We start from the raw sequence: 24,190 nt of genomic DNA, 5'->3' as shown, positions 1-24,190 counted from the left end.
CGCGGCGGCCCCGGGCATTCATCGCAGACCACCCGATGGTGGTGCCATGCGCATGTCGACGTCCTGGATGCCCACTGACTCCTTGGCGATCCGCGCGAATGTCCTGTCCAGCTCGGGCATCGGCGCTGGAACCGGCTCGGATGCGCCGGCGAGCATAGACCGTAGTTGCAGGTCCGCGACAGGTGCGAGATACCGGTCGACAGTCGTTTCGCGCGATGCGTGGCCCAGCAACGTCTGCACCATAAACCACGGATCACCGTAGAGCTGCCGGAAATCGCGGCGCTCCTCGGGACTGAGCCCGTACTTCTGGTCCATCAAAGTGTTGAGCACCACCAACATGTACAGAGCAAAGCTGTGGCGGGCAGAGTGCGGAGTGGCATACGGCGCGAACACCTGATGCGGATCCAGACCCATCCGATTCGATGGGGTCAGCACACGTTCGCAACGCCGGTTCGCGGTGGCGAACACGCCATCCCACGAATGAACGTGAAACGGCAGTCCGCATTCATTGAGCCACAGCCACAACGGTTCTGGCCCATGAGAACCATCGTGGTAGAGCAACATGCGATCGGCCACGGTCAAGTCGTTGAGCTTACGTTCGCCGACGACGCCGGCCTGGTTGCGCCACCGCACAACAGGATTCACACGCCGGGTGATCTCGGTGACCAACCGAATCTCCGGCAGCTGCTGGTAGAGGCGTTGACGCTGCGCACGGCGCACCGCCCACGCCCGCGACGACGCCACATATGCTTCGATCTCACCTACTGCATCGGCAGCTACGTAGAACGTCCGCGGCTTCTTCGATCGGGTTACCCCCGCAGCGACTCTTCCGCTGTAGTAGCGACCGCCGTCGAGCTGACGCGCCGGTACCTCGAATACCAGCAGGGATCCGCCCTCCGCCCGTCGCAGGCCCGACGACGTCAGGGTTCGAACGAACGCGACGTTGCGGTCCTCCAACCGACCCAGCCAACCCACCTCCGGAATCTCGCCAGGGGTGTGTCCCCGCAGCCCTACGTCGATCCACAGCCGCCACGTTCGAGGCGTCAACCAATGCACATTGCTGCGGCGAGCGTCTTTCGCACGCGCCACCGGCACAGCGATGCCGCCGCCGTCGCGACCGACGATCTGCTTCATCGTCACCGGATTCCGCCCGCAATGACCTACGCTCACGGCCCTGTCAACGGTCATGTAGTTCTCCCCACTGACGGTCAGGAGATCTCCTCGCTGGTGGCCATGAAAACTCCTCACGGACGGACACGGGATCTCCCCGGTTTGTTCAGCTGGGCAGTGGCGCCACCCCCTTGCCGGTGGTGGCTTGAGCGAGCCGGAACGATTGACCTTCGGTGACGCAGACGTGGGCGTGGTGCAGCAGCCGGTCGACGGTGGCGGTGGCCAGGGTCTTGGGCATCAGTTCGTCGAATCCGGCGGGATGCAGGTTCGATGAGACTGCCAGCGAACGCGTTTCGTAGCAGGCATCGACGAGGCGGTAGAACCCTTCGGCGGCGTCCTCGCCGACGGGCAGCATGCCGATGTCGTCGACGATGATCAGATCGACGCGGGTGATGCGGCGCATGGCTTTGGTGATCGAGTCGTCGGCGCGGTGACGGCGCACCAGGGCGCCGAGTTCGTCGATGGAAAACCAGGCCACGGTGCGGCCGGTGTCGATGGCCAACTGCCCCAACGCTTCGCAGAAGTGGCTCTTGCCGGTCCCGCTGGGCCCGCACACGCACAGGTTCTCACGCCGGTCGACCCACTCCATGCCACGTAGGGCTTGTTGGGTGGGTGCGGGAATGGAGCAGCGGTTCTCGTCCCAGACGGCGAAGGTCTTGCCCGCCGGGAAGTTCGCGCGTGCGCGTCGTATCCGCAGGGTGGCTTCGTCGCGGCCGGTGATCTCCTCGGCCAGCAGCACGCGCAGCACCTCGGCGGGATCCCAGCGTTGGGCACGGGCGGTCGGGACCACATCGAGGGCGGCTTTGCGCAGATAGGGCATCCGCAGCCGGCGGGTCAACGCGATCACCTCCTCGAGGGTCTGGGCCGAGGGCCCGGCGACGCCAGATCCGACCGACACCGCCGGCTTGTTGGTCGCGGTCACTTGTCACCGTCCGGGCTCACCGCACCGAACCCGGCCCAGCCGGCGGTACCCGGTTGCAGGCTGTGGGTGTCGCTGACGCGGATCGGCGCGGCGGCCGGCCCGTGCTGCTGATGGGTCAAGATCGCGGCCAGGTCGGCATCGGCGAAGCGGCCGGCCAGCGCCGCGGTACCCAACGCCTGATCGACGGCGGCCGCGCCGTGCAGTTTGGCGAACGCCACCGCTTCGGCCATCTTGGAACGCACCCGCGACGCGCCGGCCGCAGCGGCCTCGACCAGCCACGCGGCCGCGCCGTCGCCGATGGCCAGAAACGCCGCCTCGGCCGGGTTGGCCGCCCGTGGGGTGCGGTCCCCGGGCAGCGCGCGGCGCCCGGGATGATCACTGGGGTAATGCTCGTCGCGGATCTGCGGTCGCCCGCGCTGCCCACGGGCGTGGCGGGCGATCTCGACCGCCGCCGTCGGCGATGACGGTGACCACCAACTCCTCGCCACACCAGCGCACCCAGACCCGCTCATCAATATGGTGGTGCGGCACCGAATAACGCACCCCCTCAACGCTGATCGTGGAGTCCCACCCCACCCGACGGGTCAGCCCAAACGCCAGGGCCACCGGCTGGGCGGGCAGCACATGCAGCCGCGGGAGTTCCTCGACCAACAGCTCGGCAGGCACCCGACCGGTGGCACGATGCGGGCGGGCATTGACCTGCTCGCAGAAGTCCCGGCACGCCTGCTGGAGTTCAGCGAAAGTGGCGTAGGCGTCCAGCAGATTAGCCTCGGTGGGCACCAGATCGGCCTTGGCGATGCGCACCGTGGCCTCCGAACCACCCTTGGTTTGTGGATCAGCCGGCACACAGGTGCGGATCGTCATCCCGTAATGACGGCCTGCGGCGACCACATCGGGATGCCGAATCGGCACCCGCGCAACATGTTCGACGGTCACTGTTTTCTCGTTGTCGGTCAACGCATACGTCGGTGCCCCGCCGATCACCCGCAGCGTGGTGTCCAGACAGCCCAGCAAGCTCGGCAGGGTGCGATCCCAGGTGGGCAGCACCACCCGAAACCGCGACCGGCCAGCCACGCGCAAAACAACAATGTCTGCCGGCCCGCGACGGTGGGTCCTGGCCCCAGTCGAACTGCAGCCACAACCCCGGCTCGGCCACCCACGGCCGAAACACCCGGCGATGACCCGACCGCCAGCTCTTCTTGACCGCCGCGACCGCGCGTCGGGTGGTGCGCTCCGAGCCGTCGAAGCCCATCGCGACCAGCTTGTCGTGGGCGACGTCGGCGCGGATCAACCCGTTGGAGCGGTCCACCCACTCCTCGACCTTGTCCAGGAATGGATCAATGGCCATCTCTCGCCGCGGCCGCTCATCCGGGCTGAGCCCGGCGTCGCGCAACGCCACGTAGTGGGCCACCGTCTTGTGATCACAACCGGCCAGCGCGGCCGCGGCGCGGTACCCACCGGTCAAGTCGAACGCCTCCAAAATCTCCATGATCTCCTCACTGCTTTTCACTTACTGGCCTTCCGCCCTCGACACACTTGGTCGACAAACAGCCAGCCCGACACCGCCGCCGATCACCGGCAACGACACGACCGCAACGGGGAAATCGCTGGGCCGTCAGTGGGGAGATCTCGTGACCGCCAGCGGGGAGATCAGCTGGCCGCCAATGGGGATTTTTACGCGTCCGCTGTCAGGCCCATCGGTACAGGCTCGCGAACGCGGCCAACTCGCGGTCCCATTTAGCGCCACCAATGCGATCGGGATTGGCCTCGGCGAACCTGCGCCAATGCTCGTAATCCTCAAGATCCCGCGCCGACGCGGATGTCCATTCCCTGCCGCGGCCCCACAGAAAGGTCAGCAACAAGCTGATATCGGTCGAATAGTTCCGCCGCGTCTCCGACGTATACGCCCGAAATCTCGTCGACTGCCCATAAAGACCCAATATCGGATCGACCCGACAGTCTGGCGACAGGAAGACCGGATCACCCGATCGGACTCCCACGTCATGATCCCGCTCCGCGAGATCGCCATATCCCGCCGGCAAATACTTCCGTACTCGCTGCGAAACTGGACCCCGACCCACCCAGTACACCCGCCAACCTGCCATACCCACCGTTCCGTCACCTGGATCAACACGGTGATTAAACAGGGAAGGCATCGACACACCGGAGACTAAGAAGCCGGGATACACAGTCGGCTGTTGGGGGCCGGAGGCTACCGCGTTCGCGCAGTCAAATCTGGTGGGGCAACGGGTGGCGGTCATCCTTGATCCGACTCAGGACAGAACCGACAGGTACGGACGCACGTTGGCCTACCTCATAAGGGCTGACGGCTGGAATTATTCGGTAGAGGCGGCGCGGGCGGGTGCCGCGAAATCGTATGTGTACGACCAGTCGGTAAACCGTTACGACGCAATATATTCCGCTGAAAGCGAGGCGAAGGCCGCCAGGCGTGGATTGTGGGGTGCGCCGTGTTTCGGCAACACTGAGTCAGAGCCTAGGTGAGCGTCTGCGGACGGATCCCCGAAGTGTTTAAGCCGATGCCGACCGGTCTCAAGGTCGCAAGGCAGCCCTGACCGCCGTACAGAACTAGGCAACGCGTCACGGCCATATCGATTCAACCTCGCAACGACCGTGCCTTGGCTGTGTTATCCCTAGAGTTATCACTGCGCTAAGTGGGTGGACGACGCAAGGGAGCGATTGGGGCAATCGTGTCAGAGGATCCTGGTCTTGTCGTCGCCGCGCTCGCAGAAACCTCCGAGGATCTCGACCGGCTGTTTGCAGATAAGCCCGACTATTGGGAGTTCGCTGCCTTCACATCGTTACTTGTTCAGGGCAGGAGCAAGATGCAGCGCTTGATCGAGGCGCATCACGACGGCTATGCGCCTTACTCGAATCAGCAGATCGACACTGTCGACGAACTGGACTACTTCTTCACCGGAAAGGTAGTGGAGCTTCTCGCGCTAGTTAGAAATTTCGAGGAGGACACGAATACTCACTTGCGTCGTCTGTTCGCAGATCAGGACCTTCACGACGAGGTGACTCCTCAGGAAGTGAAGGCGGCGGCGAAGGGAATCACCGATTTCTATCGCTCCATCTTGCTGCTCACCAGAGAGGTGCGAGGCGTGCAGGCACCCAGCGCGTATTCCGAAGTCATCGATAACCTCGCATCGCTTATCGGTTTCCATCTCAAAGGTGTCGATGACTTCATCACCGCGACGGTCGGGTTCCTCGCCGTGCTGCCGACGCTAGCGCAAAACAACAGCGGAAATCGCGAGTATCACTCGCTCGCCCTAGAGCTCGATCCCGATTACGCGCTACTGAACCACATCAAGGGACAAATCAAGCGTCTGCGACAACCCTGGCGGCGATGGCTGTGGTGGCAATAATGGATAGCAGGGTCTCGCCGAGTCGCGCCGTTCCTAGATGAATTCGCATGATTGCGCCGATCTACGCAGCGTCATCAACTAAGTACCGATAAAGTGTCGCTCTGCTGACACCTAGGTACTTCGCGATGTCCTTGGCGGTGTGCCCTTCGGCCTTCATCCGCTTCGCGGTAGCAATGTGCTCGGCGTCCTCCACCTTCTTGGGCCTACCGAACTTTGTCCCGTTGGCACGAGATGCCGCTCGTTTCAATGCCGTTCGTTCTACGGTGAGGGCACGCTCGTATTCTGCGAGCGATCCCAGGACTCCGATCATCATTCTTCCCGCAGGGGTCGAGCTGTCGATGCCGTCGCTGACCGAGACCAACGTGACTCCTCGGCCAGTAAGGGCCTTCACCGTTTCCAAGATGTGGAGAGCGTTTCTTCCGAGCCTGTCGAGCTTCCACACGACGACGGTGTCACCCTCACGGACGTAAGCCATGAGTTCACCAAGACCTGGACGGTCGTCGCGGGAACCGCTCATAGTGTCGGAGAAGGTCTTCGAGACTCCAGCGGCTTCCAGAGCGGCCTGCTGCTGTTCGAGCGTTTGGCTAACGGTGCTCACTCGGACATAGCCGATCCGCTGACCCGGCTGATGGGCATTCCACTGCGCCGCAGACTGTCTCACAACAGAGTCAACGCCACTTCTTCGACGGATATTTCTGAGACTAATATTCGAGACGCCTCCACCTGCACGAAGTGAGGTGAAGCCGACCAGTCCGTCGATGTATCAGAAAAGGTCATATATGAGATTGCCCGGCTCGGCGCACACCAGTCTTGGTGAGCGAGCCGTCCGATTGCTGAATGTCGAGCCGAAGCGGCAACGCAAATGCGAAGATCCAGCCTGTGACGGCGTCGGAACTCGGTTACGAGATAACGGATCGGCTCAAAGCTCTCGACATCGACACGTATGTCAGTGTCCTACTTGGTGCTGGAGCGTCAGTGGGCGCGGGCTTGCCCGATTGGACCCAATTTCTAGTCCAGTGCCTACTAGAAAGCGGCGCGATAGATGAAAAGGAGCTAGCGACGGCCTTTGTATCGAGGCAAGATTTGATGCTCGTCGCCGAGGCTGCGAAAGCTGCGGCTGGTGATGACTGGCCCAGGGTGTTGCGCCAAGCTCTCTATGGCGATGACCGCCGCGTTCCTCCGGCAGAATTGCACGCTGCAACGGCAGCATTCGCAGCATCGCGTGGGCCGGACAGGGTCGGCCTATTCACCTTGAACTACGACCTATTACTTGAGTCTGCACTGCGTGAAGTACTCGAAGAGTGGCAAATAGACGAGACGGTATCGACTCGGTCGACTGGCCGACATGCTCAGTCGGGCTTCGAAATACACCATCTACACGGGGTATTGACGCCCACTGGAACTGCCGCGTCGTCCGTCGTCCTTACGCTGTCTGACTACAACAAAATAAGCAGCCAAATGCGACCCTGGCAAGTATCCGCTCTGCAGGATGCTCTACAGCGCGGGCCACTTGTTCTCGCGGGTACTTCATATAGCGATCCAGACATTCGTCAGTGGATGCACGAGCTGACCGTCGAGGAAGACGCCTCAGGCTCGCCAGTTCTCGTGTTCCTCGCCCGCGAGAGCATGAAGCTAAGTCGACAACAGTTCGAGTCTGTCGGGCAGGCTCTGGCTGACCAGTGGTCCGCAATCGGTGTGACTGCCGTACCCACGAACGACCACCTTGACGCCGCGCAGGCGCTACGCGAGCTACCGCATGTCAATCAGGCAGATTACGTGCCACCGGCCATTCGCGCAGAACGTCTCTGGCTCGGCCACCTGAGCGACTTCGATGCGGTACAGCGCGACTACGCGACAGAATTAGATACCGACTTGGACTTCGTCCGGCATGCCTTTCCGCAAACTCAAAACGTCACTCTTTGGATTGCGAATGACCTGGGAAAGCTGGTCCGGTGGGCCTCGAATGATCGGTTGTATCGAAAGGCCGAACAGTTGTTAAGTATTGAACCTGGTTATGACAGTGCCTGGATCGCTGGCCAATGCCTGGCACAAAGCGACTTCCTGGCGCGTGACATTGAGGAGGTATCCACAGCGCGTTGGCGGTCGGTAGTCGCAGTGCCGCTGGTGGTCGAAGTGCCAGGCGGCCCCGACTTTCCGTATGGCGTCCTTAGCACTGCTTCGGCCGGGTCGATAGACGACCAGCCGCTGGATCTTATGGATGAGACATACGCAACTTTGGCAAGCAAGTGGTCGGAGAAGCTCGCAGGAGTCTACGAAGGTGCCGACTAGGGATGTCGCCCCGCCAGGGTATGACTACGCTAGTCGACAGAAGGAGACGACTTTGAAATCGACCGCGAGAACAAGCGTCCGGCGACTCCCAGGTGGGACTTATCGGATCCGAGCGTCCGCTACCCGTAGCGCCGCTACCGGGAGATTTGTCACGCAGGCGACCAAGAAGATCGCTGGGACCAAGGTGACGTCTAAAACAGCGAAAGTCAATCCGGTGAAGGCGATAACCGGGAAGAAGGTCAAGGGCGCATCGATGACAACAGGGCGCAAATCCTCGACGAAGCGGTAAGCGGATCTCCCAACGACCGCTGCGACCCACATCGCAAGTCGGTTTCCGATATTCGGCGGCCTGGTGACGCGGGCCACCTTGACGAGGGCCTGTCCCGCTACGACGGGAATCGTGAGACAACGGCCTCCAGTGTGGTGCCCAAAGCCCCGGCGACATGGCGCATCTCGCAGCTCGATTCGAACAGGCACGGGATTGCGGCCACTCACCGGATCTGTTGCAAAGGAGTGATCAGCCCGATCCCGTTGGAGGCACTGGCAGCTTGCTGACCAGCTTCCCGGCGTCTATGTCAAGGCCGCCCGCGATCTTGACAATCGTCTCCAATCGCAGACTCCGCTGACCCCGCTCGACCTTCCCAAGCTGAGTCCAGTGAATCCCACACCTGATCGCAGCGGCCTCCTGGCTAAGCCCGAGGGCTTGCCGACGATCCCTGACGCGTTCGCCAAAGACACGCGTTGTCTCGTTGAGTGGAGGCTTGGACCGGTCGTCTGGCATGAGGACCAACCACATCTTGCGCAGGCGAGATAGGCCAGAGCGTCTCACACGCATGCTTATTGCTCCCATGCGTATCACACCTTAGAATCGGCTGGGTGTTAGCTGGATGGGACAGATGAACCCGCCCGCGCTGAAGGCAAAGTCCAGGGCTCGATTCACAACCGGCCTTACAGTCGCGGTGAGCGGCGTTCTCGTCGCATGCTCAACCTCATCAGGTAGTGGCTCGCAGTCGGAGTCGAACGCTGCCAGGTGGTCGGACTACCCTCACACCATGGGCTGTGTCCTTGACGACAACCCTGCGCCCGACTGGTATCCACCGCCGAAGTCGATCACCGCAGAAAAGGTGACTCTGTCTCATGCGCGAGGCGATCAACTACGCGTCACGATCGAGTTCGTCGCGCCGCTGCCACCAACACCGTCCACTCTGCCGAACGGCAACGGCCAAACCGAGAACGCAATCGGGAGCATAACTTTCGGAGTCAACATCCAGAACGGCGGTTTTAAGGACAGCCTGTCGATCTTGTCGCCGAGCCGGGGTGAACCATGGAGAGTGAATCCTTCGAGCGACACCGATCTCAATCCCAATGTCCTTCAGTCAGCGAGGGCATCAAGCAACATCCTGACTCTTGACCTCGATCTCACCGGTGAGGATGCGCTGTTGGGCTCGGGACCGTTCGAACCGCTGATCCAACTCGGGGGATCGGTGGCATTGGATCAGCCACCCTATTCAGGACGAGTGTCACCGGTTGCCATGTACGATTCCCAACGCTGCGAATGGAATACGCCTGCAAGAGGTAGTTCCTCGACTGCAACCGCATCGCCGCCTAGCCGAACTGCGCCTGCACACACGCAAATCCCCACACGGACGCGAACTCAAAGTTCGCCACCAGTCTCAGGACACCACTACACGGTTGTCGACTACATCCGTGACAGCGGCATAGTTGAGCACCCGGTAAAGCGCGGGGACTCCGGCTCTCCCACTATCGATCTGCCGGTCCCCTCTGGCTGGGAGGCTGCCGGCCAGCGCACCCCGGAATGGGCCTACGGTGCAATCGTTTCCACTAACCCTGCGTTCGCCTCAGATCCGCCGTCCATCATGGCGCTGGTTTCCAAGCTGACCGGCAACGTCGACCCGACCAAGGTCCTCGAGTTCGCGCCCGGCGAGATCAAAAATCTTCCCGGGTTCAAGGGCAGCAATGAAGCTGCCCCGAGCAAGCTAAGCGGCTTCGAGGCGACCCAGATTGGTGGCACCTATAAGAAAAACGGCGTCATCCGTGCGGTCGCACAGAAGACCGTCGTGATCCCGGGCAAGGACGGGCTATACGTGCTCCAACTCAACGCCGACTGCCTCGAAGACCAAATCCACGCGCTACGAGATGCAACCGTCGTTATCGATGAGCAGACCAGGATCACGCCTTAGCCCCGATCCGTGGACGGGCCAGGCCCTGATGGGGTGTGGCGAGGCTGATCTTTGCAAGCTTGCCTGTTGTGGGCAGCCCGCGTCTTCTGGTCTGCCCAGCTTTTCCTGTGTGCTCCGGTGAGTGCTTTTGGCGGGGCATCAGGTCGGGATGTGTAGTGGTGGGCTGTAGCCGATCATGTTGCGCCACAGAGTAAGCCAGGGATGCGACCAGGCCCAGTCGCTGGGTAGAATCAACTTCGTCCAACATCTTCCGCACCCTCTACGGTGTGTAATCGGTTTGGGTCAGATCCACTGAAATTTCGCGAGTGGACTCAAAGGCTATCGCGCTCGTCCCGTGGAATACCGAGAGCAGATCTCCAGCACGCCGCTGTCGGTGGTTGGACTGGAACCAGGCGACAAATCGTCAGCTAGCCCGCCGACCCTGGGTCGGTTCCTGAGATGTCGATAGCGTCGGCTCAGCCGCTCAGCAGCGGCCCGTGGTTTTGTGCGGACTTCTCGACGTCGTTTGTTCGCGAACGTTGACGTCGCGTTCTGTGCGACCGATTGGTTGTTCGTGAATGTTGGAGTCACTGGGTCGTCACGCGGGGTCACGGCGGTTGGTGCCGGGCGGCTTCGATGATGCCGGTTCCAGCGGTTGTACCGCCGGCGCGGTTGATCGCTTCTTTCATTTCCGCCAGGCCGCTCCGGATGACCGTGTCTGCAGCTACTTTTTCTGTCAGGGTGCGGAGGTCGCCGGGTGTGGGTGATGGGAGTTGAACTCCGAGTCCGAGTGATTCGAGGCGGGCGGCGTTGACTGATTGCTCGCGGACCTGAGGTACGGCGATGGTGGGCACCTCGTAGTACAGAGCTTCCATCGTTGATCCCATTCCCGCGTGGGTGATGAATGCGGTTGCGTGGCGCAGCACGTCGAGTTGGGGCACCGTTTGGTGGGCCTCGATGTTGTGTGGCAGCGTTCCGATGTCTGCGGGGTCGATATGGGTGCCAAGACTGAGAACGACGTGAAATCTGCTGTCCGCGAATACCTCTGCGCAGGAGGCGAAGAATTCGGGTCGATTGTTGAAGGCGGTGCCCAACGAGACCAACAGCACCTGGGCGTCATCGTGTGGTGGCGCCCAGGAAGCGGTGCGGCGGGCGCGCTTGGGCATCGAGGGGCCGATGAAGTGGACGTTTTCGGCGAAGCTGTTGCCGGCGATCTGAAACTCCCGCGGTATGAACACCAGCGACGGCGGTCCCGGCTCGTTATCGCGGCTCGGGCCGAAGGGAACGGCTAGACCGTGGGTGCTGAACCAGTCGGCCAGTTCGGTGAAGTAGTGCTGCATACCGGGGTGATGCGGGGTGAATCCGTCGATCAGTTCGGAGGGTGGGAACGCCTCGTTGGTGGCCAGGTTCGCGATCAAAGAGACCGTTGACGCCGCGAACTGCTCGACAAGGAACCCGCCGAGCGGAACATTGTCGATGCATACGACGTCGGGGGGATCGTTGGCCAGCGCGTTGAGCAGGCCGGGAGTGAGCGTGCGCGCGGCGGCCAGGAACCCGCGCAGGTCAGCGCTGAGAGTGTCAACGCTAAATCCTGATGCGGCCAGTGTGGTGGTGTCGGGTTCCCATCCAAGATCGATGAACAATGCACCAGCTCGCACGATCTCCGCTTCCAGCGATGCGGCGCTGATGTAGGTGACACGGTGGTCGCGGTCGACGAGTTCCTCGACTAGGGGCAACGTCGGATAGACGTGGCCCGGCGCCGGTGGCGTCGTGAAGAGAATATGCATCAGATGGCCGCCGTTTCCGCTAGATTTAGCTAGATATGTCTAGTCACCTTACAGAGTGAAGGATCGCGCGATGCCTGTCGCCACCGCCACCCGCATCGATCTGGCCAGCATGGTTGCCCTCGTCGTCCGGCTCGCCGGGCCGATCAATCAACTGATGGCCCGTGAACTCGGATTGCCCCTCAACGACTTGGCGGCGTTGCAACATCTCGTGGGACTACCGCCCGCGGGACCGGCCGAGCTGGGCCGGCGTTTGGGAATGTCGTCGGCCTCGGCCACGGTGCTGGCTGACCGACTCGAACGTGCCGGTTATGTTCGGCGTCATCGCGACCCTCACGATCGACGCCGAGTCATCCTTGAGGTCACCGACACGGCCGCCATGCGTGCCCAAACCGCCATCGGCCCACTCGTCGAGGCGCTCAACTCGATCGGCGACCGGCACGACGTGGCTGGTCAGCAGCAGATCAGCACATACCTGGCCGCAGTGATCGACGCGATGGCCGAGTTCACCGGCGCTGATGACTCGGAACTCACGAGTTGAGCTGTACGCGGCGATACGCCGCGATGCCCGCGCTGGCCTGTCCGGTCGAGAGATCCAACGCAAACACGGCGTCGGATGGCGCACTGTGCAATCCGCCCTCGCATCGGCCTGGCCCCAACAGCGAGCTGCTTATCCCACCAGAGCCTCCAAACTCGACGGGTTCAAACCTGCGATTGACGACATCCTGCGTTCCGATCTCGACGCGCCGCGCAAGCAACGCCACACCGTGACCCGCATCGTCGACCGCCTGCGCACTGAGTTCGGTATGGATGACGTGTCCTACCCCGTAGTGCGGGCATACGTGGCCAGACGGCGACCGGAGATCAGCATCGAATGCGGCCGTGGCGCACCCGGGGTATTCGTTCCGCAAACCCATTTGCCCGGCCGCGAAGCCGAAGTCGACTTTGGTGAGATCGGCGTGCGGTTACGTGGTCAACTCACCACCTGCCACCTGTTCTCCCTACGGATGTCCTACTCGGGCAAAGCGGTTCATCGTGCCTCTGCAACCGGAGGTCAGGAGGCGTTTTTCGAGGGCCACGCGCACGCGTTCCAGGTTCTCGGAGGAGTGCCTGCCGGTAAGATCCGCTACGACAATCTCAAAGCCGCTGTGGCACAGGTAATCGGCTTCTCTCGCCAGCGCGTCGAAACAGACCGCTGGGTGGCGTTTCGCTCGCACTTCGACATCGACGCCTTCTACTGCCAGCCAGGTATCACCGGCGCTCACGAGAAGGGCGGTGTGGAAGGCGACATCGGGCGGTTCCGCCGCAATCACCTCGTGCCGGTACCGGAAGTCGAGTCACTGCACGAACTCAACGAACTCATCGACGGCTACGACCAGGCCGACGATCTGCGGCGCATCGGCCACCGCGCCCACACCGTGGCCGAGTCCTTCAACGCCGAGCGTCAACTCCTCAAACCGCTACCCGTAGAAACGTTCGAGACAGGACTCTGGGTGACACCGCGCGTGGACCGCTACTCCCAGATCACCGTCCGCACCAACCGATACTCCGTACCCTCACGGCTCATCGGCCGCCAAACCCGAGTACTCCTCAACGCATCAGACCTCACCGTCTACGACGGCAGAACACTCGTCGCCAGCCACGAGCGATTGCTCACCAAAGGCGGCTCCCGCCTCGACCTCGACCACTACCTGGAAGCATTCGTCCGCAAGCCCGGCGCCCTGCCCGGAGCGACAGCACTAGAGCAGGCCCGCCGAGCAGGTACCTTCACCGCAGCCCACGACGCGTGGTGGGCTGCAGCCTGCAAAGCCCATGGCGACACCGCCGGCACCCGCGCGCTCACCGAAGTCCTTCTCCTGCACCGACATACCGACCACCGCCACGTCATTGCCGGCATCAACGCCGCCCTGCAAGCCGGAGCGTTAACCGCTGACGCTGTTGCCCTTGAAGCCCGCAAAGCCGCTGAGACTGGCAGCGACATCACCACCGCCGACCCGCCGCCGACCGACATGCCAGCCGTGTCGTCACTGACACAGCGCCGCTTAACCCACCTGCCGATCGACACGCGGCCCCCGCCCTCAGTCACCGCCTATGACCAGCTTCTCCGACGGAGCACACAGTAGACGCCAACCGAAAGGACCCCGCCGATGAACGCTCCCACCCGTCGCGGACTCACCGAACAAGCCGCCGATGCCGCGATTGACCAAGCCTGCCGCATGCTCCGCCTCCCCACCATCCGAACCCACTTCCCCGAAACCGCTGACACCGCCGCCCGCCAACAGCAGTCCTACCGCGCCTTCCTCGCCGAACTACTCCTGGCCGAATGTGACGACCGTGCCCGCCGACGCTCCGAACGCCGCATCCGCGCCGCGGCCTTCCCACGCGAAAAGTCCCTTCGCACTTTCGACTACACCGCAAACCCGAACGTCGACCCCGCCGTCATCAACACCCTGGCCACCGCAGACTGGGTACGCAAAGGCCAACCCCTCTGCCTCATCGGCGACAGCGGCACCGGCAAGAGCCACCTACTCATCGCCCTAGGAACCGAAGCGGCCATGGCAGGATTCCGGGTGAAGTACACCCTCGCCGCCAAACTGGTCAACGAACTCGTCGAAGCCGCCGACGAAATGACGCTCACCAAAACGATCGCCCGCTACGGCCGCGTGGACCTACTGTGCATCGACGAACTCGGCTACATGGCCCTCGACAAGCGCGGCGCCGAACTGCTCTTCCAAGTTCTCACCGAACGCGAAGAAAAAGCATCCGTGGGCATCGCCAGCAACGAAGCCTTCAGCGGATGGACCAAGACCTTCACCGACCCACGACTCTGCGCAGCCATCGTCGACAGGCTCACCTTCGGCGGCAACATTATCGAAACCGGCACCGACTCCTACCGCCTCGCCCACACACTCCGCAGCCGCGACAACACCGACAAGTGACGTCAACATTCGCGAACACACCACACCCGAACCCGCCGAACCTGACGTCAACATTCACGAACAAACGACGCCCTCATCCACGACCAACGCCAGGCCCGATATGCGTCCAGATCGGCTGGCCCGCCGCCTGCTTCGGTCACAGGACCAATTATGGCACCATGCCTTCGCGACCAGCGCAATAAGCATCCACTCATCAGTTGGTGCCTTCCGAGCGCGAATTATCTTGCAGCGCAGAACTTCCGCTTGACCCCAATCTGTTGGCCTTCATCGTCCTTGTTCTGTAGGGTTCTTAGAACTCGCCCAAGGAGCCGGAGCCTCTGACCAGCGAGGACTCCCAACGACTCCCAGTCACGTCCCCAGCCGAGCCAAGGAATCGGACCGGTTCTTTCCGCCTTTCTCTGTAGAGTTTCTAGACTTGCTCGCCATACTTTGGCGGGACACCGCCCCGGGGGTGCCATACCTTCTGCGGGGGTGCCGCGCCTTGCATGGGCGGCGCGGCGGGTGAAGTGTGTTGCGTGCTTGCGCACGCGGGCCAGGGGGTGTGTTGGTGTGCACCCTTGCTCTCTTACTCCCTTGCTCTCTTCTATCTAAGGGAGCACTTCTATATGTCCGCTACCAGTAAAGAAAGCAAGAGAGTGAATAGAGCAACATACAGAGATACTCTCTTGCTCTGCCCCTTGCTTAGTCTTCTTCTGCTCCCTTGGTTTCATCCTCGGTTGGTTCCGGCTTTCTCCCTTGGTATTTGGGGAGGTACCAACACCATCGTCCGCTCCCGTCCTTGTCAGACTTGACGTTCAATGGCCTCTTGGCACGCTTCGCTTTGTCCTTGCTGTACCCGGCCACTTCGGCAGCGTCGTATACATCGTTCGCCCATCGCGGGCCATCGGCCAGGAACTCGGCCAGCCAAGCAACCACCTCGTCGTTGCCTCTGCCCTTGTCGTGTCCCGCTGCATGTACTGCGGCTATATGTTCCCGCGCTGTCTGCTCCGACTCACCGACATAGGACAACAGCGGAACGGTGCCGTCGTGGTCTTCGGTCGCAGGGAAGTACTGCACTCCCCTGATGGAGAACTCTGTGGCTGCCGTGGGAGCTGTGCCGTTGGCCTTCTCCGGTCCCACAACAAGGTTGCCGTCATCGTTCTGGAATGCGAACAACGTCAGGCGGGCCTTCTTACGCAACTCGCCCGTCGCACCGTACTTATCTCGGGCCTGCCCGCTTGCAACACGATTAGTGTGCGTAAGTAGCAACACTGCGGCGTCTGTTGTGGTCGCTACTTCTCGCCATGGGTGCAGTGCCTGACGGGCTTGCTGCGGATCTCTCACCGAAAGCTTGGCGGGTACGGTGTCCAGCCAGGCATCAATGACAACGAGAGCAGGCGCAGGGTCAGCCTTGGCGATCAGGTGAATATCCTGAGGAAAGACCGGCGCTCCGCTCCCGTCGTCGTCGGTGCAAATGACACGAATCATCGCGATGTCGGCACCAGCTATCTCTAGTCGTGGCAGGACAGTTGTCTGCCAGTCGTCTTCGGTCGCAACGACGATGACGTGTTGGGGCTCTCGTGCTGGAATGCCGAACTCGGGTACAGGCTTGCCTGTGGTGACTGCAGCGGCCAGGTGGACCCACAACAGTGATTTACCGATTCCCTCGTCGCCCACGAGGAGATTGACCGCCCCTCGCTGTAGGCGACTCTTGGCAAGCCATCTCGGCTGCTGTGCTGATTTGAGGTCGCTGGCACTCCACAGCTTCGGCCTGACCTCTCCCGCGAGTACCTTCCCGGCCTGCTCGATGGCACGAGAAGAATTGTGCTGCAAGCCTTCTATCGCCTTAAGGGGATCGGTATCCAGGTCTACCAGAGCCTGTCGGATGATATCCTGGGCTTCGTTCACAAGGTGTCTGTTCTGCAAGTAGCCAATCAGCCAACCGGTTGACTCTTCAACTTCGTCGGGCAGACGGACACCGGGAAACTCAGTCTCCAGTACGAGCGTTGTGGGCGCAGATTGGTTCTCGTGCCAGTAATCCACGATGTGATTGAAGAGGGCTACGTTGACGGGCTCTTCGAATAAGATAGCGCCAAGCTCGGCGTCAAGCACCTCGGCCAAGCCGTCTTCAGAGCACATGTGGAATAGCAGACGACGTTCTAGATCACTCATCGCTACCTACTTCGCTACCGTCCTCCCTGAGTCCAAGTTCCTCTAGGGAGTCCCCGTCCTGTTGTGTCAACGGTCCATTCATCGCTGACCACCGGATGCGTCAACGTCCACACGGGAATACAAGGCAACTACCTTGCCCCGCTCTGGCGCGTAACTCCCGGCGACAACCAGCTTGTGAGACCGAAAACCCTCGATGGTCATCTGTAGCCGTCGCGCTGCCTCTGATTCAGTAATTAGTGCCGGGGTGTCCTCATCGATGCACCCGAGGCAATGACGAGAGTTCACGCGTCCGTACTTGTCGACAGGGAACCGACTCAACGCCCGTCGCCTCCCACACTCCTGGCATATCTTGCGTGACCCCCCAGTTTGACCCGCATAAACCTGCTGTTCAGAAGCATATGAAATCTCGAAATCACTCCTAGGAGCGATGTTTGGCGCTTCTGAAGGTGAAGGGACCGGAGCGATCATTTCGTTGCCCCGGAACGCAGCAGACCGACAACCATCGCTATCTGATCCTCACGAAGCGGTGGTGTGTCATCTCCCAGCAGCTTGGTCGTCAAGTACCTGATGAGTTTGGCCGCCAGCAGATCCTGGAGGGCTTCCGTCGTTCTGGGATCACTCGCTCCGTACCGGAGTAGGCGTTGCGAGTAGGTTCCACCCGCTGACTGAATAGTCTCGACAAGCATCATGTTTCCTTTGTTATTGGGGCTTGCTCTCCACGCCCGCACACCCCTTAAGCGGAGTTTGAGAGCCGAAGACATTGCCTCTCAGAGGCTTAAAAGACTCCCCGAATGCTCGACGCGTTGCATCCGCAGGATCGCGGTCCGCAGGCGCGTACGGCGTCGTGTTCCCCAGCAGCGCTCCAAAGCATTGTCCGACTACACAGCTGGTCGAGCACGACTAAGAATTAGGTTGGCAAGTCTGATCGCGTCGTCGTATCCAAGTCTTATGACTTGGTAGCAAGGCTCGTCGCCTTTCACGTGCGGGCCATGACCGCAGTTGCAAATGTGCCCCGCGACGTCAGGATCCTGGTCATCAACATCTTCGGCGAAGATGGCGACTTGCCATTGAGGCCGAGGAGGAAACAGATTTGTGGGGCCGAAATGCAGGCTAATGCCGCCGCTGTCCAACGTTAGGATGCCCGTGTCTTCAAACCATTTCGAGTCATCGAGGCTTTGATTCATCAACGCGTGATAGTCGTATCCACCACGAAGGATGCCTTCGATGGTCAATGGCTCTTCGTCGTCGGGTGTCCGATTCGTTCCCGGGTGGTTGTTGGTCAATGTCATCCCTCTCGTGTGGGCTGATATGGATTGGTCGATGTGACGGCGGCGCTAGCAGCAGACATGGAACTACTCCCCCGTTCGGTTGCGCAACGACTCGGCAAGCCATGCCTCGACATCGGCCCACCGATATAGGACGCGTCTGCCGAGGGATAAGAATTTCGGACCTGTGCCCCGATACCGCAGTTGCGCCAGCGCGGCGACTGTAGTGCGCAGGTATTCGGCCACTTCGCGAGGAGTCGCGAGGGCAGGTGCCTTGATTACCTCTGTCAATGCATTTCCTCAAGCTATAGCGAATCAACAAGGTTCTGCGTCCGGTATACGCCTGCGATCGCCCGATTGTCAAGCCATCGTATTTCCAGTAGCCTGAGAATATGGTTGCTCAGGATTCGCTGGCCCAAGTGATAGGCAGGAATGCGCGTGCGATCAGGCTGTCGGGCGGCTTCACCCTCGAACAGGTTGCTATCGCGACTCGCAACAGGGGGCTGAGGTGGAGCGAATCACGCGTAGCCGACCTGGAGGCCGGTCGCGTCGCCGCCAACATTGCAACACTGGTCGCTGTTAGCCTGGCGTTCACTGATCTTGACAGCCGTGGTGTGACGCTTCACGACCTCATCAGTCATGAGCGCCCAATAGAGATGAACGAAAACCTCATCGTGACGAGTGAACAGTTGGGCCAACTCCTTGCCGGGGATGTGGTCGATGTTCAGTTCGGACCGCGTCCGTACGAAATGGATCCGAATTTCTTTCACGTCAAGCCCGAATTTCAGGCGAAGTACGACGCATGGAGCGAGACAGATAAGCGGGCGGCCAAGACGTTGAGAATATCGAAACCCCTCCTTAGAGAGGTCGCAATGTCGTTGTGGAACACCAGTTTTGCAACCGAACGCGACCGTCGAGCCGGGCGAGGAGCCAACGCTCAGCAGCGTGGCCGGATCAGCCGCCAAATGTTCGATGAAATTCGAGAGGCCCTAGAAACAGGCAACTATGACGAGTACGACAAACCTTAGGGCTATCAACGATGGCGGGTAGACCGCCGCTGCGGATCGGGCGGTACGGCAAGATCAATCGCACCAAGCTTGGTAACGGCGCGTGGCTAGCCCGGTGCCGCTATCGCGACGCTGACGGCGTGACGCGCATTGTCGAAAGACGTGGCCCGCTGGATGAATTCGATCAATACGGCAAGTTGGCAGAGGACGTACTCATCCAGTCTTTAAAGGACCGTCAGCCCGCACTTGCCGACGACTTCACGCTCGAAACTCGAGTCGTCGTGCTGATTGAACGACACTTGGAACGGCTTGCCGAAGATGGCCGGTCCCCCGTGACCCTTGATACCTACAGGTTCGCGGCGGCGAAGCTGAACAAGCTCATCGGCGGCATCCGCGTTCGCGAAGCGTCAACTTCCCGCATCGATGCCGCGATCCGATCGGTGCGCACGGCCCACGGTGCCACCATGGCACGCCAGGCGAAGACGATCCTTCGCGGCGCTTTACAGCTTGCGGTGATGGCCAACATCCTTAGCGCGAATCCTGTGCGCGACATTCAACCAATCAAAACCCGAGCACCCGTCGGGGCGGCCGCGTTAACGGCCGACGAATTGCGCAGACTGCTGACGAACTTGCGGTCTGACGACTATTGCCAACACAACGACCTTGTCGACCCCATCACGGTGCTTATCGGCACAGGATTACGCCGGTCAGAGCTGCTTGGTTTGCGTTGGGAAGACTTCAACGACGTAACCGGCACGATCCACGTCACCGGCAAGGTCATCAGAGTTGCGGGCAAGGGACTAGTACGCGTAGACGAAACCAAGACCAACGCCGGGCGGCGCACGATACCGCTCCCTCAATTTGCCGTCGAAGCACTGCAACGACGGCGTGGACACCTCTACAGCGGCGAGCTGCCAGTGATCTTCCCGTCAATTGCTGGCACGCTGCGTGACCCCAACAACTTCGCAAAGCAATGGCGGCGGGTGCGCGACCAGCTCGGTGTTCCGGACTCGACGACTCACTCGTTCCGCAAGACGATCGCGACGCTGGCCGACGACGCGGGACTGTCAGCAAGGGTCAGCGCTGATCACCTTGGGCACTCGCGGGTGTCAATGACTCAGGACCGCTACATGAGTAGAGGACGGGTCCACACCGAAGTTGCCGAGCTACTGGACCGCACCATAAACGATGAATAAACGATGGATCACATCCCTATGTCCACAAAAATACCCTCTGAAGTGGGGCGGGCGGGGCTCGAACCCGCGACCAATGGATTATGAGTCCACGGCTCTAACCAACTGAGCTACCGCCCCTGATGCGGCACCTATATTCGCATGCGCTAGACCGCGGAGACCGTCTGCCCGTCGGCATCGACAGAGAACAGTTCGGTGCCGTCGGTCACGAGCGGGGCATCCACCCCCAGCGACACCATGATTTTGTTGGCGGCGTTACGCATGATGTCCAGAGTCAACTCGAACGCCTGATCCTCCGAGAAGTGCCGGCGAACCTCCGCGGCGAGGTCGGGGCTGATCTGCGACGGTGACCAGATCATGGCGTCGACGAACCGCAACGCCGCCTTGTGCGCATCGGTCAACTTCTCCGACGACTCGTACTGCTCGATTTCGCTGTACAGATCCTCTGATCCGCCGGCGTCCAGCGCGTTGGTCTCCCGGCGCGACTTGCACAGCCGGCAATTGTGCTGCGTCGCACCCCGCAGCCGCACGACCTCCGTCGTCACCGGATCCAGCCCCCGCAGCCGCGCCACCGCGGGCAGGAACCCGTTGAGCAGCGCGTCGGTCGGATCGGACTCGTGGTCCCACTCGACGGTGCCGCGGTTGCCGTGACTGCGCAGCCCCAGCGCCTCGAACGCCGCCCACACCCGCGGGACGAAATCGGCGACGAAGATCATCACCACGGTTCGAAACACGTTGTCCCCCAGGGCCGCCGCCAGCTGCTTGCGCTGGTTGTCACCGATGCCCGTCACGTCGACGGCGAACTGCTCGGTGAACGCGCACACAATCGGCTCGTGGTCGGCCGCCCCGTCGACCAGATCGACCTCCATCGGCAGCGGATGCAAACCCAACGCCCTGCCGCACGTCAGCCGCATCAGGGTGTCGACTCGCCCGTCCCCCGACGACATCGCCACCAGGGCGCCGATCCGCTCGGCCAGATTCTCGTCACTCACCCCAGGATTATTGCGCCTGGCTCACCGAGGACATGTGGAAGTCGGGGATTCGCAGCGACGGCATCGTCACCCGCGTCACCCAGTCACCCCATTCCCTGGGCAGCGTACGGTCCGTGGCGCCGGCCTCGGTGGCCCGCCGCAACAGGTCCAGCGGGCTCTCGTTGAACCGGAAGTTGTTGACGGCGGCCGTCACCTCACCGTCTTCCACCAGGTACACGCCGTCGCGGGTCAGGCCCGTCAGCAGCAGCACCGCCGGGTCGACCTCGCGGATGTACCACAGCGTCGTCAGCAGCAGGCCGCGCTCGGTGCTCGCGATCATGTCCGCCAGGCTGGCGGTCCCGCCGGTCATCAGCAGATTGTCCGCCGGCACCGCGACCGGCGCGCCGAACTCCGCGGCCGACGCTCGCGGATAGGCCAGCGTGCTGATCGTGCCGTCCCGGATCCAGTCCACACGCCCGATGTCCATTCCGTTGTCGAACACCGACGCGCGCTCCGACGACGCCGACGCGGTGACGAAAGGCGTGCACGCCAACCCCTCGGCGAACGGATCGGAGTACAGCGTCAGCGGAAGATCGGTGAGCCGCTCCCCCACCCGCGTCCCACCACCGGGAGCCGACAGTGCCGTCCGGCCCTCCTCGGCGCCGCGGCCGTCCATCGTCCACCACAGGTAGATCATCATGTCCGCCACCGCCGACGGCGGCATGATCGTCTCGTACCGCCCGGCAGGCAGTTCGACGCTGCGGTGCGCCCAGCTCAGCCGCGTGGACAGTCGTTCGAGCATCGAATCCGTTGGCACATCATCGAAATCGGGGGTGCTGAAACCCACCCACGCGCTGGCGTCGTCACGCTTGCCGTTGATCTCCACCGAGCCGGTCGGCTGGGTATGGCGCCGCCGCAGCCCGGTCGAGGTGGCCAGGAACGTCGTCTCGACGTCGTGCCGGGCGAACCCGTACAGCTGATCCGCCCCACTGAATCCCCGCGCCGCGAGGCTGCCCGCCACGCCGAGGAAGGCCTCCACGCTCGTGCCCGCCACCGGATCGTCCCAATCATCAGACGCATCGCCGGCGGGCAACGGTGGCGCGGTATCTGGTGCCTCGAGCGCCGACAGCGCCGCCTCCTGTGATGCCGCCACCAGACCGGCAATCGACGACGGGTCCACGTCACTCGACCGCACCGACCCGACCCGCGCCGTGTTTCCTTGGCGCACAATCGATATCACGGCGGTGGTGCGGCTCACCGATTCACCGTTGGTGGTCATAGAATTACCCGCCCACCGCAACGAGGCGTCTGAGCGGTCGGTCACCAAGACAACGGTCTCGTCGGCCTTACCCAGTCGGCCGGCCTCGGCCAGCGCACGCTCGACCACTTGCTGTGCTCCGATCACCGACTACCGTCCCGACTCGTCGCGCGTATTGAGGACGTTCACCCCGCGGAACAGCGCCGACGGACAGCCGTGACTGACCGCCGCCACCTGGCCGGGCTGTGCCTTGCCGCAGTTGAACGCGCCGCCGAGGCGCCACGTCGACGGCCCGCCGACCGCTTCCATCGATCCCCAGAAGTCTGTCGTGGTCGCCTGGTACGCGACGTCGCGCAGCTGACCGTCGAGGCGGCCGTCACGAATCCGGAAGAACCGCTGTCCGGTGAACTGAAAGTTGTAGCGCTGCATGTCGATCGACCACGACTTGTCACCGACGATGTAGATGCCGTCCTGCACGCGGGCGATGAGATCGTCGGTGCTCAGCTCATCGGTACCGGGCTGCAGCGACACATTGGCCATCCGCTGAATGGGCACGTGATGCGGCGAGTCGGCATACGAGCAGCCGTTCGAGCGTGCGACGCCGAGCCGGGGCGCGAACACCCGATCCAGTTGATAGCCGACAAAGATGCCCTCGCGCACCAAATCCCAGCTCTGCGCGGCCACTCCGTCGTCGTCGTAACCGACACTGGCCAAACCGTATTCGACGGTGCGATCGGCGGTGACATTCATCACCGGCGATCCGTAGCGCATGGTGCCCAGCTTGTCCGGGGTGGCGAAGGACGTGCCTGCGTACGCGGACTCGTAGCCGATCGCGCGGTCGTATTCGGTGGCGTGCCCAATGGACTCGTGGATCGTCAGCCACAGATTGGTCGGGTCGATCACCAGATCCGTCGGTCCCGCCGAAACGCTGGGTGCTTTGGCCTTTTCCGCCAGCAGGGACGGTAGCTGCATCAGCTCGTCGGTCCAGTTCCACACGTCATCGCCCGCGACGACCTCCCAGCCCCGCGCCATTGGCGGCACCAATGTGCGCATCGTCTCGAACGACCCTGCCGCCGCGTCCACCGTGACGGCGTCCAGCGTCGGCATCAGCCGCACCCGCTGCTGGGTGATCGACGAGCCGAACGTATCGGCGTAGAAGGTCTGCTCCTTCATGGCATGAAGCCCTGCCGACACGTGATCCACACCGTCGGCGGCCATCAGCCGGGCGGAGTACTCGCCGAGCACCGCGATCTTGTCCGCCGCGGAGACGGCGAACGGGTCGATGCGGTAGCTGGACACCCAGCTGACGTCCGAGTACACCGGCTCGGGCGCCAGCTCGACACGCTCCGCGTTCAACGGCTTCAGCGTCGCCGCGACGTGGACGGCCCTGCGCGCGGTCTCGGCGGCCGTACCAGGATGCAGCTCCGCGTGCGAGGCGAAGCCCCATGTGCCGTCGACGATCACCCGCACCGCCAACCCGATCTCGCGGTTGACCACCGCCGCCTCCAGCTCGCCGTCGCGCAGCTGGATGTGCTCCGTCGTGATCGCGTGTATGCGCAGGTCGGCATAGCTGGCTCCGGCGGCCTTCGCCGCAGATAACGCCGCATCGGCCAGCTCATGGCGCGGCAGCTCGAGGAAGTCGGGATCGACTTGGCGTTGCGCTGTCACGCCACCA

General features: G+C 62.2%; 20 protein-coding genes, 1 tRNA gene and 1 pseudogene. 9 read left to right on the top strand and 13 right to left on the bottom strand.

Going from position 1 to position 24,190, the window contains the following annotated elements:
* Positions 1 to 18: 18 nt before the first annotated feature.
* The 3 genes and pseudogenes from G6N36_RS01040 to istA (G6N36_RS01030) all read right to left on the bottom strand — a co-directional run bounded on the left by G6N36_RS01040 (position 19) and on the right by istA (G6N36_RS01030) (position 3,602).
* Complete coding sequence (locus tag G6N36_RS01040; RefSeq protein WP_179964689.1) at positions 19 to 1,188, bottom strand: integrase; 1,170 nt, start codon at positions 1,186 to 1,188, stop codon at positions 19 to 21.
* A gap of 88 nt (positions 1,189 to 1,276) precedes the next feature.
* Positions 1,277 to 2,017, bottom strand: a complete 741-nt coding sequence (gene istB, locus G6N36_RS01035; RefSeq protein WP_372512369.1) for an IS21-like element helper ATPase IstB — start codon at positions 2,015 to 2,017, stop codon at positions 1,277 to 1,279.
* Positions 2,018 to 2,088: 71 nt separating this feature from the next.
* Positions 2,089 to 3,602 (bottom strand): annotated as a pseudogene (istA, locus tag G6N36_RS01030) (IS21 family transposase).
* Positions 3,603 to 4,246: 644 nt separating this feature from the next.
* Between istA (G6N36_RS01030) and G6N36_RS01025 the strand changes: the two are divergent.
* Together G6N36_RS01025 and G6N36_RS01020 are read left to right on the top strand one after the other, a co-directional pair.
* A complete protein-coding gene (locus G6N36_RS01025) occupies positions 4,247 to 4,594 on the top strand; it encodes a thermonuclease family protein (protein WP_163690291.1) in 348 nt (115 codons plus the stop codon).
* Positions 4,595 to 4,800: 206 nt separating this feature from the next.
* Complete coding sequence (locus G6N36_RS01020) at positions 4,801 to 5,478, top strand: hypothetical protein (protein WP_163684222.1); 678 nt, start codon at positions 4,801 to 4,803, stop codon at positions 5,476 to 5,478.
* A 61-nt stretch (positions 5,479 to 5,539) separates the two neighbouring features.
* Here G6N36_RS01020 and G6N36_RS01015 read toward each other — a convergent pair whose 3' ends face one another.
* Positions 5,540 to 6,139 carry a recombinase family protein gene (locus tag G6N36_RS01015; protein ID WP_163684220.1) on the bottom strand — a complete coding sequence of 200 codons (600 nt, stop codon included), beginning with the start codon at positions 6,137 to 6,139 and terminating at the stop codon, positions 5,540 to 5,542.
* A gap of 176 nt (positions 6,140 to 6,315) precedes the next feature.
* On the opposite strand from G6N36_RS01015, the gene G6N36_RS01010 reads away from it, so the two are divergent.
* The gene (locus tag G6N36_RS01010; protein ID WP_163684218.1) at positions 6,316 to 7,767 is read left to right on the top strand and encodes an SIR2 family protein; all 1,452 of its coding nucleotides are present in this window, start codon (positions 6,316 to 6,318) and stop codon (positions 7,765 to 7,767) included.
* A gap of 517 nt (positions 7,768 to 8,284) precedes the next feature.
* Here G6N36_RS01010 and G6N36_RS01005 read toward each other — a convergent pair.
* Positions 8,285 to 8,548 carry a helix-turn-helix domain-containing protein gene (locus G6N36_RS01005; RefSeq protein WP_163684215.1) on the bottom strand — a complete coding sequence of 88 codons (264 nt, stop codon included), beginning with the start codon at positions 8,546 to 8,548 and terminating at the stop codon, positions 8,285 to 8,287.
* 271 nt (positions 8,549 to 8,819) lie between these two features.
* Between G6N36_RS01005 and G6N36_RS30295 the strand changes: the two genes are divergently transcribed.
* On the top strand, positions 8,820 to 9,968 hold the full coding sequence (locus G6N36_RS30295; RefSeq protein WP_372512380.1) for an envelope biogenesis lipoprotein LpqN: 1,149 nt from the start codon (positions 8,820 to 8,822) through the stop codon (positions 9,966 to 9,968).
* Positions 9,969 to 10,555: 587 nt separating this feature from the next.
* Here G6N36_RS30295 and G6N36_RS00995 read toward each other — a convergent pair.
* On the bottom strand, positions 10,556 to 11,734 hold the full coding sequence (locus G6N36_RS00995; protein ID WP_024449040.1) for a macrolide family glycosyltransferase: 1,179 nt from the start codon (positions 11,732 to 11,734) through the stop codon (positions 10,556 to 10,558).
* Positions 11,735 to 11,804: 70 nt separating this feature from the next.
* Here G6N36_RS00995 and G6N36_RS00990 point away from each other — a divergent pair, with 70 nt between their 5' ends.
* Genes G6N36_RS00990 through istB (G6N36_RS00980) form a run of 3 tightly spaced genes read left to right on the top strand, consistent with a single transcriptional unit; the run spans position 11,805 to position 14,670 of the window.
* Positions 11,805 to 12,272 (top strand): MarR family winged helix-turn-helix transcriptional regulator, encoded by a 468-nt coding sequence (locus G6N36_RS00990; RefSeq protein ID WP_051558306.1) that lies wholly within the window; start codon positions 11,805 to 11,807, stop codon positions 12,270 to 12,272.
* The gene (gene istA, locus G6N36_RS00985) at positions 12,250 to 13,854 is read left to right on the top strand and encodes an IS21 family transposase (RefSeq protein ID WP_163684213.1); all 1,605 of its coding nucleotides are present in this window, start codon (positions 12,250 to 12,252) and stop codon (positions 13,852 to 13,854) included. Before G6N36_RS00990 ends, istA (G6N36_RS00985) begins: the two co-directional genes overlap by 23 nt.
* A 24-nt stretch (positions 13,855 to 13,878) precedes the next feature.
* A complete protein-coding gene (istB, locus tag G6N36_RS00980) occupies positions 13,879 to 14,670 on the top strand; it encodes an IS21-like element helper ATPase IstB (RefSeq protein ID WP_036368803.1) in 792 nt (263 codons plus the stop codon).
* 681 nt (positions 14,671 to 15,351) lie between these two features.
* Here istB (G6N36_RS00980) and G6N36_RS00975 read toward each other — a convergent pair.
* The 3 genes from G6N36_RS00975 to G6N36_RS00965 all read right to left on the bottom strand — a co-directional run bounded on the left by G6N36_RS00975 (position 15,352) and on the right by G6N36_RS00965 (position 18,332).
* Complete coding sequence (locus tag G6N36_RS00975) at positions 15,352 to 16,821, bottom strand: AAA family ATPase (protein WP_163684211.1); 1,470 nt, start codon at positions 16,819 to 16,821, stop codon at positions 15,352 to 15,354.
* Between the two features lie 878 nt (positions 16,822 to 17,699).
* Positions 17,700 to 18,110, bottom strand: a complete 411-nt coding sequence (locus G6N36_RS00970; RefSeq protein ID WP_163684209.1) for a hypothetical protein — start codon at positions 18,108 to 18,110, stop codon at positions 17,700 to 17,702.
* Between the two features lie 63 nt (positions 18,111 to 18,173).
* Positions 18,174 to 18,332: a helix-turn-helix transcriptional regulator gene (locus G6N36_RS00965; protein WP_308205950.1), complete on the bottom strand. Its 159-nt coding sequence runs from the start codon at positions 18,330 to 18,332 to the stop codon at positions 18,174 to 18,176.
* A 146-nt stretch (positions 18,333 to 18,478) separates the two neighbouring features.
* On the opposite strand from G6N36_RS00965, the gene G6N36_RS00960 reads away from it, so the two are divergent.
* Both G6N36_RS00960 and G6N36_RS00955 read left to right on the top strand, forming a co-directional pair.
* Positions 18,479 to 19,114, top strand: coding sequence for a helix-turn-helix domain-containing protein (locus G6N36_RS00960; RefSeq protein ID WP_163684207.1), 636 nt, complete (start codon positions 18,479 to 18,481; stop codon positions 19,112 to 19,114).
* Positions 19,115 to 19,125: 11 nt separating this feature from the next.
* The gene (locus G6N36_RS00955) at positions 19,126 to 20,289 is read left to right on the top strand and encodes a site-specific integrase (RefSeq protein WP_163684205.1); all 1,164 of its coding nucleotides are present in this window, start codon (positions 19,126 to 19,128) and stop codon (positions 20,287 to 20,289) included.
* A 43-nt stretch (positions 20,290 to 20,332) separates the two neighbouring features.
* Here the strand turns inward: G6N36_RS00955 and G6N36_RS00950 are convergent.
* The 4 genes from G6N36_RS00950 to G6N36_RS00935 form a co-directional block, all read right to left on the bottom strand.
* Positions 20,333 to 20,406 (bottom strand) — tRNA-Ile (locus G6N36_RS00950).
* Positions 20,407 to 20,432: 26 nt separating this feature from the next.
* Positions 20,433 to 21,278 (bottom strand): carboxymuconolactone decarboxylase family protein, encoded by an 846-nt coding sequence (locus G6N36_RS00945; protein ID WP_179964688.1) that lies wholly within the window; start codon positions 21,276 to 21,278, stop codon positions 20,433 to 20,435.
* A 7-nt stretch (positions 21,279 to 21,285) separates the two neighbouring features.
* Entirely contained in the window at positions 21,286 to 22,662 is a 1,377-nt protein-coding gene (locus G6N36_RS00940; RefSeq protein ID WP_163684204.1) for a TldD/PmbA family protein, read from the bottom strand.
* 3 nt (positions 22,663 to 22,665) lie between these two features.
* Positions 22,666 to 24,183 (bottom strand): TldD/PmbA family protein, encoded by a 1,518-nt coding sequence (locus G6N36_RS00935; protein WP_163684201.1) that lies wholly within the window; start codon positions 24,181 to 24,183, stop codon positions 22,666 to 22,668.
* Positions 24,184 to 24,190 lie beyond the last annotated feature (7 nt).

Origin of the sequence: Mycolicibacterium gadium, from assembly GCF_010728925.1 — a bacterium.
Classification (GTDB): Bacteria; Actinomycetota; Actinomycetes; order Mycobacteriales; family Mycobacteriaceae; genus Mycobacterium; species Mycobacterium gadium.
This window is presented reverse-complemented; position numbering and strand designations above follow the sequence as displayed.

Bases quoted from the DNA above. Each gene is read 5' to 3' on its own strand.
- G6N36_RS01040 (WP_179964689.1), bottom strand. From the start codon at position 1,188: ATGACCGTTGACAGGGCCGTGAGCGTAGGTCATTGCGGGCGGAATCCG.
- G6N36_RS00995 (WP_024449040.1), bottom strand. From the start codon at position 11,734: ATGCATATTCTCTTCACGACGCCACCGGCGCCGGGCCACGTCTATCCG.
- G6N36_RS01005 (WP_163684215.1), bottom strand. From the start codon at position 8,548: ATGCCAGACGACCGGTCCAAGCCTCCACTCAACGAGACAACGCGTGTC.
- istA (WP_163684213.1), top strand. From the start codon at position 12,250: ATGACTCGGAACTCACGAGTTGAGCTGTACGCGGCGATACGCCGCGAT.
- G6N36_RS00955 (WP_163684205.1), top strand. From the start codon at position 19,126: ATGGCGGGTAGACCGCCGCTGCGGATCGGGCGGTACGGCAAGATCAAT.
- G6N36_RS30295 (WP_372512380.1), top strand. From the start codon at position 8,820: ATGGGCTGTGTCCTTGACGACAACCCTGCGCCCGACTGGTATCCACCG.
- G6N36_RS01010 (WP_163684218.1), top strand. From the start codon at position 6,316: ATGTCGAGCCGAAGCGGCAACGCAAATGCGAAGATCCAGCCTGTGACG.
- G6N36_RS00970 (WP_163684209.1), bottom strand. From the start codon at position 18,110: ATGACATTGACCAACAACCACCCGGGAACGAATCGGACACCCGACGAC.
- istB (WP_036368803.1), top strand. From the start codon at position 13,879: ATGAACGCTCCCACCCGTCGCGGACTCACCGAACAAGCCGCCGATGCC.
- G6N36_RS00990 (WP_051558306.1), top strand. From the start codon at position 11,805: ATGCCTGTCGCCACCGCCACCCGCATCGATCTGGCCAGCATGGTTGCC.
- G6N36_RS00960 (WP_163684207.1), top strand. From the start codon at position 18,479: ATGGTTGCTCAGGATTCGCTGGCCCAAGTGATAGGCAGGAATGCGCGT.
- G6N36_RS00975 (WP_163684211.1), bottom strand. From the start codon at position 16,821: ATGAGTGATCTAGAACGTCGTCTGCTATTCCACATGTGCTCTGAAGAC.